Raw genomic sequence first — 12,118 nt, 5'->3', positions numbered from 1 at the left:
TCGGATGGGGACCATCCCCACGTTCGCGGGGAGCGGACTCCGTGACCTGCACCTATACCGGTTCCCCCAGCGGCCCTCACGTACTTTCACCGACTCCGGCATAACGGAAAACAGATCACTTCAGACCAGAATCGCGCAGGCATGGGGGCAGTCAGCCGTGGCCGTCAGGAGACGGAGGACCCGGCCTCAGGAAGCAGAGGATTCCCGCCTCCAGCCGCCCCTGCCCCCTAGACTTCACTACCGAGACCCGATTGCCGCCGAGGAGGAACACCTGCCATGAACCCCGAGCATTTCAAGCTGCTAGAGGAAGCGCGCCGCGCCCTCCCCGACGGGTTCAAGACGGAACTATCCGGCGACATCATCGTCATGCAGGCCTCCCCCTCCGCCATCCACCAGCTCAACCTGAGCAGAATCCGGAAGCAGTTCGACGCACACGTCCCGGCCGGCTACATCGACACCGGGAACACCGACCTGGCCTCACCGCAGACCGCGAAGGTACGCAACCCGGACCTCACCTACCTGCCCGAAGACGCAATGACCACCACCGAAAGCAGCGTCCCGGCAGAACTCGCCCTGATCGCCGTCGAGATCGTCTCACCCTCCAACCCGGAAAACGACTGGGTCGGAAAACTCCGCGACTACCCCCAGATGGGAATCCCCCTCTACCTCCTCATCGACGCACGACAGAAAACCGTCACCCTCTTCAGCGAACCCGCCAACAACCGCTACCGCATGAGGGAAGACGCAGAATTCGGAGAACCCGTCCACCTCCCCGCCCCCCTCTCCTTCACCCTCGACACCAGCACACTCCACCCCTACTAACCCCACCAGACACCAGCAAAACCAGACGAGACAGCCGGCCACAGGACTTAGGGCGTGTCCGGTGGGTCGTGTGACTCCCGAGCTTCCTGGTCGTTCCGGTAGGTGTGGGGCGGGGCGACTTGTCGAACGAGGAATGGGCTCGGTTGGGGCCTCACTTGCCGACGAACGTTGGTCGGGGCGGGCGCTGGAAGAATCACCGGCAGGTGATCAACGGGATCTTGTTCCGGCTGAGGACGGGCATCCCGTGGCGGGATCTACCGACTCGATTCGGGAAGTGGCAGACGGTGTATGACCGGCATCGTCGCTGGTCGGCGGATGGCACGTGGGAGCAGATTCTGCGGGACGTCCAGGCCGATGCCGACGTGGAAGGCCACATCGACTGGTCCATGGTGGGTGTGGACTCCACCGTGTGCCGTGCACACCAGCACGCCGCCGGCGCCCGCAAGCAGGCGCCACGGAAACCCGGCAAGCGCACCCGGCCCGCCCAGCACCGCCCGGATGAAGCCCTCGGCCGTTCACGCGGCGGGCTGACCACGAAGATCCATCTGGCCGGTGAGGGCGGACTGCGGCCGTTGGCTGCGCTGGTCACGCCCGGACAATGGGGTGACGCCCCTCAGATGATTCCCGTCCTGGAACGCATTCGCGTGCCCCGCCCGGCCGGCGGCCACCCGCGCACTCGGCCGGACCACCTGAGCGGCGACAAAGCGTATTCATCGCGCCGCAACCGCCGTTACCTGCGGCGCCGGCAGATCAAGCACACCATTCCCGAACGCCGCGACCAGCAGGCCCACCGTCAGCGCCGTGGCAGCAACGGCGGCAGGCCCGCCGGATTCGACCCGGCCCGCTATGCCCGCAGGAATGAAGTCGAGCGGCTGATCAACCGACTGAAGATCTTTCGGGCCGTCGCCACGCGCTTCGACAAGAGGGCGTACGTCTTTCACGGCACCGTGACCGCCGCAGCCATCCGCCTCTGGCTCCCCACGTAATCCAGCAGACAGGTCCTAAGGTCGCTCGCGGTACCCGGCTGTACTGGCCGGGTACCGCGAGTGCTGAAGGGCTGCCCCCGGCCCAGTGCGCAGTGACGCCGCGTCGGCTCCGGCCGTCGGCAGGTTGACTTTGCCCGGTGCGGGGTTCGTCTGATGAGGGGCTTTGCCCTGGGCCCTGTTGGCGTGTGGTGGCGCGGCGTTGCCCGTGGGGTCAGCGTCGGTACATGAGGTAGAGCTTGCCGTGGTGGGAGGCGGCGCTCGGCTCGTCCTGCGGTTTGGGGCCGTTGATTTTTTGGGCTGCGCTCCATGTGTCGACGTGGGCGGTGAAGGTCGATGTGTAGAGGGCGCCGTCGAGGCCGCGCATGAAGAGCTGCATCTTCCCGTCGTGGAAGACGAGTGCCGGGGCGTTCCTGGTGCGCCAGGGGTCGAGGGTGTGCATGGGGGCCCATTGGGGGCTCCAGCGGCTGGTGTAGACCTTCTGGTCGCTGCCGGTGACGATCCTCCACATGTTGACGGCGTTGCTGCACAGGGCGGGACCGGTGGTCACGGTCCAGTTCAGGTTGTCGGCAAACGGCGCAGCCCAGGTACTGCCGTGGTGGACGGTGAGCCAGAGCTTGCCGCCGTCGTTCGCGTGCACCAGCCACAGTTCGTTTCCCTGGCTGGCGAGGGCGGGACTGTATCGCGCGACGTACTGCGGGAACCGCGCTGCCGGGCTCCAGCCGCCGGCTTCGGTGTAGGTCCGCCAGTACAGTCCGCCGTCCTGACCGGTGACGGCGTAGTACAGCTTGCCGTGAGCTGCGGCCACGGCCGGGGCGTGAATGCTGGCGTCCGTGCCGATGCGCTGGGGAGTGGCCCATACCTCCCTGCCGTCCAGGCCGCTGCCCGTGGTGGGCTCCAGACGGGACCACATCACGGCCCTGTCGGAGGGGCGCACGAACAAGGCGTACAGCTTGTTGTTGTACGTGGCCAGGGCCGGCGGCGTCAGGCTCTCCCAGTCCAGGACGATCGGCGCACCCCAGCTGGCGCCGTTGCGCACGACGCATTCCAGTGTGCCGGTGGCGATGGGCACCGGAGGGCCGGTGTACTTCACCCTCAGTTCGTGGTAGCCGTCACCGTTGAAGTGCCACGTGGTCTGGCCGTAGTGGGCGAGCACCGCCAGGTCCTGCTGGTCCATCACGATGCTGCGCTGGCAGGACAGGTCGTCGTAGTTGCGGAAGGCATCGATGATGAAGATGAACATCTTGGCGATTTCCCACGACGTCGACACCCACATCGGCACCACCCCGATACCGCTGTCCGCGATCGTCATGGCGGCATCGATGATGATGATCGCGGCGTCCAGGCGTTTGCGGAGCTCCGCCCACCACGCATCACTGCTCTGGTCGGCTTCCCAGCACTGGATCGAGGTCCCCAAGTACCCCTTGGTCGTTCCGTCGAAGAGGACCTTCGCCTCTGGGTAGAAGGAACGCGTATCGCCGGTCTTGAGCCTCCCGAACTCTCCCGAATCGAACCGGGTGCCCGCCCCGGTTCCGGTGGCGGTGGAGGCGGTCCAATAGATCTCGTCCCGCCCTCCCCACTGGTCCCCCACGGCCCGGCGCACAAAGAAGCTCTCCAGCTCAAGCCTCACCCGGAACGGCTGCACCGCCCGGGACTTGCCCTCCCCCTCGTACTGCCCGTCCACCGACTCCTGTGCCTGACCGGTGCCGTCTTCCGCGGCGGCGGAGATGGTCTTCGACGCTGTGGGGCGGGCGAACCCGGTGACCGCGAACCCGCTCTCCCTCATCGCCTCGATGAACGCCGGGTCCTCTCCCTGCCCCGCCGCGGTCGTGTACGGGTCCACGATCTGCACGTTCGGACACGACAGGGCCTCGTTCACGATCTGGGGGAGATCCTGGCGCAGGTCCGCCATCGTGTAACCCTGGTTCACGGAACGCCTCGTGATCGTCTCCGGTACCACCGGCAGCCGGCCGCCCTGGCCGGTGAGCGCCTCTCGATACGCCCGGCCCCACTGCTGTGCCTCTGTACTGGAGACCACCGTCCCCAAGGCATCCAGCAGCACACGCTCCAGATCGGTGGGTGTATGCCCCTGCCGCACCCGATCGGCACCGTGCAGCATCGCTCCGATCAGCACATTGCCATACCCCCCCTGCCCCAGCGCCCCTCCCACACGATCCTTGGAACGCGCCCCCGACAGCAGAGCCCGCAACCGCTCCAACCGCTCCTGCTCCGTTGACCTCACCTGACCGGGCACGGCACTACCTCCTCGCAGCAGCCTGGCCGCGGCCGGCTGGCCACGGCCAAGGAAAGAAGCTAAGACCCCAGAGTCGGGCGAAGACGCCACAGTGCGCAACCGGCCGCAAAGAGGCTAGAAATGCCGTCTTGTGCTGGGCGGACCAGTCGTTGCGGGACCCACCGAGCCGATCACCTGACGATCAGGACACTCGGCAGTCACGCGACCTACCGGACACCCCCTAGCAGCGCCCCAGCACCACCGAACAAAACACCCCACCCACAACACCACAAGCCATCCCCACACACGGGGAACAGTTCACCGTGAAGCCGGGCGAGAAAGTCTTGGAAGGCCCAATCCCCGCGCGAGCGGGGAACAGTCAGTGGTGTTGTAGATGCCGGAGATCTCGAAGGGTCCATCCCCGCGTGCGCGGGAAACAGGCCCAGTCCTACACCAGCGCCGGGACTGCCCGGGGGACCATCCCCGCACGCACGGGAAGCAGTCCTCCTGGTGTTCGCGAAGCGAGCGCTCATCGGGTCCATCCCCGCACACGCGGGGAGCAGGTTCCGTGCCTGTGGGTATACGCGCTCGACCGGGGTCCATCCCTACGTGCGCGGGGAACAGCTCGGTACGTTCCTGGTAGCCAGGGCGGAGGTGGGGGTCATCCCCGCGTGCGCGGAGAGCAGGACTGCGGATGAGGCGGGCACTCAGCCAGAGTGGGTTCATCCCCGCGTGCGCGGGGAGCAGGACGCCCGTGTATAGGGGGAGCAAGTCTACCTCTCCGTGGCCACATGCCTGTCATCGGAGCCATCCCCGCGTACGCGGGGAGCAGCTGTGCGGGTCGAGGAAGAGGATGCCGTGCCCGGGGCCATCCCCGGCAGGTGCGGGGAGCAGCCCGAGTCGGCGATGATGCCCGCGCTCTTCTCGGGACCATCCCCGCGTACACGGGAAGCAGACGTTCTCGGAGGCGCCGGAGCGGTACACCCGGGGTCCATCCCCGCATTCGCGGGGAGCAGGGCGCCATCGCCACCACGTCCGCCGATTTGCTGGGACCATCCCCGCGTGCGCGGGGAGCAGTACCGGTCTGGCAGGTCGCTGATGGGGCAGACGGGTCCATCCCGCGCATGCGGGGAGCAGCGTCACCGGGCCCGGCCGGCGAGCCAGCCGCGGGGCCATCCCCGCGCAAGCGGGGAACAGACCATCTCGGCCGGCGCCCGGGTCACAGGCAAGGGTTCATCCCCGCGCATGCGGGGAGCAGAACCGTGCGCCCCGCTCCCACCGGGACGCCTCGGGTTCATCCCCGCGCGTGCGGGGAACATAGGTGGGGTTAGACCTTGGGGCCGCGGAGCACGGGGCTATCCCCGCGTACACAGGGAACAGCATCCACGGGGCTCGCACGAGCCCACCGCGGAGGAGCCATCCCCACACGCGCGGGGAACAGTCAGGCCGTAGCCCTGAGAGCGGGGCCAGCTTGGGGTCATCCCCGCACGCGCGGGGAGCAGGCTTGTTGGTCGAACCACCCGCGGGCGCCCGCGGGTTCATCCCCACGTGCCGGGATCAGTGGGGCTGGGGCTCCCGTTCGGGGTAGGAGCCGGGACCATCCCCGCACACGCAGGGAGCAGTAGGCGATGGCCAGACCGTATTCGTATGCCTCGGGTCCACCCCCACGCGTGCAGGGAACAGCCAGCGACCAGGTACCACTCCGAGGCCGGGACGGAGCATCCCCGCGTGCACGGGGAACAGTAGACCCGGCCAACGATCGCCCGGCGAAGCGCGGGTCCATCCCAGCGTACGCGGGAAGCAGCGGGAAGAACCCGCCGCCCCGGGCCCGTCCGCGGGACCATCCCCACGCGTGCGGGGAACAGAAGGCGGGCGTCGGCGAGCGCTCCAAGACCGCGGGTTCATCCCCGCATGCACAGGAAGCAACTGGGACAGCGGAGGGCATGGGCGGACGTGGGGCCCATCCCCACGCGCGGGGAACAAACGTTCCGCGCGGCGTCGAGGACGGGCTGCCATCGATGGTGCGCTTCAGAAAGCGGGAATCAAGGTCGGGGTCATCCCCGCACGCGCGGGGAACAGCGGCGAAAGACGTGGATGCCGATCTGCGCGATGGGTCCATCCCCGCGTGTGCGAGGAGCAGCTGCTCGCGGAAGGCCCGGAGAAGCGCCGCGTGGGTCCATCCCCACGTACGCGAGGAGCAGCACGTGCCAGTCGTGGCCGGCGGTCCCCCACGCACACGGGGAGCAGCGGGAGACGACCTGGAGAGCGGCGTCGCCCTGGGTCCATCCCCGCGGGCGCGGGGAGCAGGGGAGGAGGTCGGCCAAGGGCACCTGCACGTTGGGGCCATCCCCGCGTGCGCGGGGAGCAGGCCGGGTCGGCCGCGGTGGCGCGACCGACGGCGGGGCCATCCCCGCGTGCGCGGGGAGCAGACTCCGCGACCTGCACCTTTACAACCGGGCGGAGCTGTTTTTGAGCACTTTCACCGACTCGGGCATACCAGGCATACAGAGCATGTCTATCCTCGCTTGTTATTGGAGAGCCGACGCATGGCAGCACGACAGGCTCAGCATCGCAGACCCCGCCGTTTGCCGGCTGACACCCGTGAGGTAACCGACAGAGCAGCACAAGTCACCCCAGTCATGCCCTCTTTCGCAGCAACCACCGCCCCCACGCAGGCGGGGAGCAGTCCACCTTCGCCGCCGTGCCGGAAACTCTGCCGGGACCGTCCCCGCACGCATAGGGAGCAGCGCGCGTCAGCAGACCTCGCCTTCAGCGCCCTGGAGGCGTGACCACGCCGGCGGGCCGATCGACGACGGACCGGGCTTCATCGGGGCCCAAAGTCGCTGGTCAGATACGGTGACGGAATGACCGAGAGCCTGCCTTCCGACGTAGCCGATGTGCTGGCGGCAGTCCTGAACTCAGACGATCCGGTTCATGTCGCGCTCTGAGGGCAGGTTCTGTACCTCAGCGTGCGAGCTCGCTGCACATGCGGGTGCGGTACCGCCTACTTCGAACTCGGCACCAGCGAGGCAGAGCCTGCCCCCCCACCGGCCCCGGCACTGTCGTCGCGGCCGAAGCGCAGCTCGTCACCGAGACTGGTGAATGCGCCGGCGAAGTCCTGGCCGTCACACAAGATGGCTACCTGTCATGGCTGGAAGTCTGTTCATGGAGCGACGACACCGAGGTGACACTGGCCTCCGCCCGGGATCCATACCGGCCAGCGTCCAGCGGTCTTCGACTGCACAGCGCCACGGCCTGACCGACACCACGAGAGTCCATCCCCGCGTGCGCGGAGAACAGGCTGCGTGACCTGCACTTCTACCGGTCCTCCCGGAGATTCTCCCCGCCGTGACAACGCCCACACCTCGGGCCGCAGACCGCTGATCTCTCGAGTCGCTCGTCAGTGGGTCAGCTTTCTCTACTCACTCCGCCGGTCTGAGCAGGCTCCACCACGGCGACATGCCAGACCCGCCCAACCCACGAACCAGGCGTCAGGCAGGACCACGCAACATCGATATCGACGCCGTGAAGAGTGCCGGTGAGGCTCGCCAGGGACGTGCAGACCGCCGCCTGCACATCCTCAATGGCTGCACCGGAAGGCATCGCGACCTTTCCGCACCCATCGCCCGCATCGTCAGCAGTGAACGTGTAAACCCACGCCTCCTGGCCCGCCAGCAGAATGATCTCCTTCGGCATGCCGGGGGCAGGCCGCTTCTTCTTCGTCTTGGGTCGTCTCACCACGGCCCTATCCAACCTGACGGCTCCCAGGGTCCGGCACTCTGCACAGACCCACATCACCCGCACTCACCGGCAATCCCCATACCGCTCGCCACTCACACACTCACATCAGCAAGGACAACGCCACACCTACGCGAGCACGGGGCCATCCCCGCGCGTGCAGGAAGCAGCCCCGCCCACGTCCCGTCCCTGATCGAGACGTCGGGTTCCCCGCACGCGCCGGGAGCCGTTGGGGTCATCCCCTGCATGCACGGGGAACAGGACGTCGGCAAGAACCGCCGCACGCTCTTCGGGGGTTCATCCCCACATGCGCGGGGAACAGGCGTGCAGCGCCCCGGAGAACCCGCTCCTCTGGGTTTCTGCACGGGAAGCAAGCCATCGGCCGGAGTTCCGTCCCCGGCAGCCTGGAGTGCAGTATCTGACGGATTCATCGTGCTGAGGTGATACCGGCACGAGATGGGTCTGCGCTCCATGACTGTCGGATCCGGCGGGCTGATCCTGCGGTAGTGCCTCGCCGGGATCCTGCTGGCTGCCTCTGTCATGGCCCCTGCGATGATCAGCGAAAGTGTCGACAGAAGCGGGACAGAACGTGGCCGGGCTGATAGAGCAAAGCGTAGCGCGGGTGGCCAGGACAATCGTGGCGCACGCATCCGAGGGGTGGACAGAGGCGGTGCTGGTCAGCACTGATGGCCTCTTCGGTCTCAACGTCGACGGCGAGTACACGCTCTCCGGCGCGCCCCCGCGGCCGATCCACTTGACCCGTGGTTTCCAGAATCTGAGTGACGTGACGGCGGCAGTGGGTACAGCTCGCGGCTGGGAGCGCACCAGGCTGGAGATACGGTGCCGGCCGTCCGGGGAGTACTCGCTGGTCGCGTCTCGGGACGTCGTCTCACGCTTGTACGGAGAGCGTCCGGGGTTCCTGGCCGTCCTGGATCACGGTTACCGGCTCTTCCCGGCGGGGTACGCCCAGGAAGAGGGCACGGCCGGCCCGGCGGGCGACCCGGAGCTGGCGCTCGCCCGGCTCCGCGCCTACCTGGAGCGGCGTGCCGAAATCCTGGGACACACCGAGATGCTCCCCCCGCCTGTGAGCGAGGCGTCCCTCGCCGACGCCGAGCGCCGCCTCGGCCGGCCACTGCCCGCCGACCTGCGGGCGCTGTACCTGTTCGCTGACGGCAGCGGGGATGCCGCTCGTAGCCTGTTCGGCAACCTCGGCTGGATACCGCTGGCCCAGCTGGTCTCCGCCAACGCCGACCTGCGGGAACCGGTATGGACCGGCTGGGAGGAACCACTGGGACGCGGTCGTCCTGGACGCCGACCCGCCCGGCACGGTCCGGCGCTGCCACGAGCACCCCGCATGGCTCCCGTTCGCCACTGCCGACGACGGCAACTACCTGGCGGTCGACATGTCCCCCGCCCATGCTGGGCGTCCAGGACAAGCGATCCAGATCGGCCGCGACTACTACGAGGGACCGCTCCACATCTGCGACTCCGTCACCTCGCTCCTCGCCCACTACTTGGACCTGCTGGACCGGGGCGCCTACGAGGTCGGGGAGGGCGACGATTACATCGGCTTTGTGGCAGATCCATACGAGTCCGGTTTCGATCCTGAGCTGCTATCCGGCGGAATTCCTCATGACGTGCCGTCTGGTCTCCAGGCCGTCCTGATCCAGGTCAACGCCCCCAGGAGCCCGCTGGACCTTACCCCGCTCGCCGCAGCGCACCTGCGGCGGCTCGACCTCAAGCGCCGCCCTGTCACCGACCTGACCCCCATCCGGGACCTGCCCATCGAGTCCCTGGCCGTCAGCCTCCACGACGGCGACCTAGCACCGCTCGAAGGCCACCGGCACCTCAGCTCATTGGATCTCGCCACCAACACCACAATCGATCTCACCCCGCTACGCACGGCACCGAATCTGCACGGCCTGGATCTCTCCCAGGCCACAGTCCAGGACCTGACCGTGCTCGCGGACTTCCCGCACCTGCGCTACCTGGCCCTCACCGCCAGCCAGTGGGCCTCCCTGCTGGACGAGAACAAGGTGCCGCCCGCCCTGGCCGCTGCCCGCCTGTCCAAGCGCGACGCGTCCCGCACCGAGGCACTGTCCTGGGCAGCACGGCTAGGCCTGACCGTTGGGGCGTCTTTCGTCATCTCCGGGACTCTGACTTCGGACAGCGAGACCGGCCGCACCCAGTAAACAGTCGCCACCCGGACAGCAGGGCCGACCAGCCCTGGCCTCAAACCTGAGGAAACGCCAGCTCATCAGCCCACAACCCCTAGAGCTACCCCGACACCCTTGCCCCTCAGCCCCAGGAGCCCGACGATCTGCCGGCGCAGCCACGCCTCGCCGCCCGGAACTCGAACCGGACAGACGCAGCTTCTTGGGGTCATCCCCGCGTGCGCCGGGAGCAATCGAAAAGCGCCCAGGTCATCGCGTGGTCCTCGGGGCCATCCCCGCACGCGCGGGGAGCAGACTGCGTGACCTGCACCCTTACAGCCGGGCCAAGCTGTTTTTAAGCACTTTCACCGACTCGGAAATAAAGAATATATTCACCCCCTCCTGTTGAAGAGCTGACAGACGGCAGCACAGCAGACTCAGCATCGCAGACACAGCCACATGCCAACTGATGTCCGAGGGACAACAGCCAACTCCTACAACATCCACCCCGCCCACTGGCTCGAGGCCCATCCCCACACGTGCAGGGAGCAGGCCGCCCGCACCCGCCCTCTCTCCGCACGCTATGGACCGTCCCCGCGCGCGGAGAGCAGAAGATCATCAGTTCGTCCAAGATGACGTTTCAGAGAGCATTCCCACGTGCGCGGGGAGCAGGCTACGTGGGTGGCGGTCGTCAGCAAGTGGGCTTCGTCGGACATGGGTGGCTGGGAAGTCCACTGCTCCGTGGCACAGCTGCCAGGGGTTGACGGGGCGGGATGAGGTTGAAGACCGCCCACAGGCTCCTGCCGTCGGTGCCACGGGCGATCACCGACAACGGGCCCCGGTACGGTGATTGCCGTACCGGGGCCCGGGGCATGGACCTACCTACAAGGAAAGGTTCTGCCAGACCCTGCTGTCCTGTGTTTCGGTCAGGTGCTGTCTCAGCCAGCCACGTCGGCCTTGCGGCGCCGCACGACGAAGACGGTGGCGGCGCCCACGGCGACCGCCGCGCCACCGATGCCGGCGACGGTCGGCAGCATGCTGGAGGAACCCGTCTCGGCGAGGTTGCCGCTCACCGGGATCTGATCCACCTTGCCGCTGTCCCCGGCCGGCTTCTGCCCGGCCTTGTCGTGCTGCTTCTGCTGCTGCTTTTTGGCGTCGTCCGACGAGCCCGGCTTACTCTTGGCGTCATCGACCTTGCCGGGCTTGGCGCCGGCGGCCAGGACCGTGTAGTCGAACTGGCTGATCTCGTCGAAACCGCACTTGTCGTCCTCGGCCCAGGTATAGCCGGTGGTGAAGAAGTAGCCCGTGCCCGGCTTGGCCTTCTCGCCGGCCTTGATGCGCATGCGCACGTCGGCGTACTCGCCGGGCTTGAGGTTCTTCACGGTGGCGAAGTCCTCGTTATCGAGGAACTTCGCGCCCTCGCCCACGACGGGCTTCCACTTGCCGGTGGCGGGGCTGTACCACTCGACCGACACGTCCAGTTCGGCGACGTCCCGGAGCTTCGGGTCGGCGGTGCCCCGGTCGAGGGAGAGGTCGGTCTCCATCACCTTGAGCTTCGACACGTTGGCCACGCGGTACGTGAACTCGTGCCAGCCGGAACCGGCCACGATCCTGCTCGGCAGCCCGCGCAGTCCGGTCTTGCCGCGGTCCACGTCGAAGATGGGCGAGCAGAAGGTCGGGCGGGTGTGCGCGGGGGACGGCGTCGTGCTGGGCTTGCCCGGCTCCTGGGACGGCTTGGCGGAAGCCGACGCGGAGGCCGCCGGGGAGGGCTTGGCCGTCGACGTCCCGTCGCCCGAGGGCTCGTGCGTCGGCTGCTGGACCGGGGGCTTGCCGTTGCCGGTGATACCACCGGTGAAGACGGGGTCGGGCTGCCCGGGTGCGGTGGCCGCGGGGCGGGCATCACCGTCCACCGCAAAAGCGGCAGGCGCGGCGAACAGGGCCACGGGCCCGACGACGGCCGCAGTGGCAGCCGTGGCCAGCGCGCGGTAAAGCTTCATGTGTACCTCTCGTGGAACGAAGGAGTCCGGCCAGGGACGGCTCGCATGCGAATTCCGGCATGCGAATTCCGCGGCGGAACGGTTACCTGACCGGCGAGCCCCCCAGAAGGTTGCAAGGAAAAAAGCCGGTTTCGCATGACCTGCATCACACAGGGGAAAGGTCCGTCTCCAAGGGGCGCAGACGTCGCGGGG

Annotated in this window: 7 protein-coding genes; 3 read left to right on the top strand and 4 right to left on the bottom strand. The window is 67.8% G+C overall.

Features of this window, described 5'->3' with window-relative positions:
• Positions 1–276: 276 nt before the first annotated feature.
• The gene (locus ACFYZR_RS31195; protein WP_391916559.1) at positions 277–822 is read left to right on the top strand and encodes a Uma2 family endonuclease; all 546 of its coding nucleotides are present in this window, start codon (positions 277–279) and stop codon (positions 820–822) included.
• Between the two features lie 104 nt (positions 823–926).
• Positions 927–1,808, top strand: coding sequence for an IS5 family transposase (locus tag ACFYZR_RS31190; protein ID WP_391916557.1), 882 nt, complete (start codon positions 927–929; stop codon positions 1,806–1,808).
• A gap of 211 nt (positions 1,809–2,019) precedes the next feature.
• On the opposite strand, the gene ACFYZR_RS31185 is transcribed toward ACFYZR_RS31190, so the two are convergent.
• The 3 genes from ACFYZR_RS31185 to ACFYZR_RS31175 all read right to left on the bottom strand — a co-directional run bounded on the left by ACFYZR_RS31185 (position 2,020) and on the right by ACFYZR_RS31175 (position 8,839).
• Complete coding sequence (locus tag ACFYZR_RS31185) at positions 2,020–4,059, bottom strand: hypothetical protein (protein ID WP_391916554.1); 2,040 nt, start codon at positions 4,057–4,059, stop codon at positions 2,020–2,022.
• A gap of 3,387 nt (positions 4,060–7,446) precedes the next feature.
• Positions 7,447–7,779, bottom strand: coding sequence for a hypothetical protein (locus tag ACFYZR_RS31180; protein ID WP_391916552.1), 333 nt, complete (start codon positions 7,777–7,779; stop codon positions 7,447–7,449).
• 886 nt (positions 7,780–8,665) lie between these two features.
• Positions 8,666–8,839, bottom strand: a complete 174-nt coding sequence (locus ACFYZR_RS31175; RefSeq protein ID WP_391916550.1) for a hypothetical protein — start codon at positions 8,837–8,839, stop codon at positions 8,666–8,668.
• A 340-nt stretch (positions 8,840–9,179) separates the two neighbouring features.
• On the opposite strand from ACFYZR_RS31175, the gene ACFYZR_RS31170 reads away from it, so the two are divergent.
• The gene (locus ACFYZR_RS31170; RefSeq protein ID WP_391916548.1) at positions 9,180–9,968 is read left to right on the top strand and encodes a hypothetical protein; all 789 of its coding nucleotides are present in this window, start codon (positions 9,180–9,182) and stop codon (positions 9,966–9,968) included.
• A gap of 899 nt (positions 9,969–10,867) precedes the next feature.
• Here ACFYZR_RS31170 and ACFYZR_RS31165 read toward each other — a convergent pair.
• Positions 10,868–11,926, bottom strand: coding sequence for an LAETG motif-containing sortase-dependent surface protein (locus ACFYZR_RS31165; protein ID WP_391916546.1), 1,059 nt, complete (start codon positions 11,924–11,926; stop codon positions 10,868–10,870).
• Positions 11,927–12,118 lie beyond the last annotated feature (192 nt).

The sequence above is a fragment of the Streptomyces sp. NPDC001678 genome (assembly GCF_042892945.1).
GTDB lineage: Bacteria > Actinomycetota > Actinomycetes > Streptomycetales > Streptomycetaceae > Streptomyces.
Note: the sequence above shows the minus strand (reverse complement) of the source record. Positions and strands in the feature narration are given on the sequence as shown.

What these genes read in the sequence shown, in the direction of transcription:
- ACFYZR_RS31165 (WP_391916546.1), bottom strand. Translation starts at nt 11,926, where the DNA reads ATGAAGCTTTACCGCGCGCTGGCCACGGCTGCCACTGCGGCCGTCGTC.
- ACFYZR_RS31170 (WP_391916548.1), top strand. Translation starts at nt 9,180, where the DNA reads ATGTCCCCCGCCCATGCTGGGCGTCCAGGACAAGCGATCCAGATCGGC.
- ACFYZR_RS31195 (WP_391916559.1), top strand. Translation starts at nt 277, where the DNA reads ATGAACCCCGAGCATTTCAAGCTGCTAGAGGAAGCGCGCCGCGCCCTC.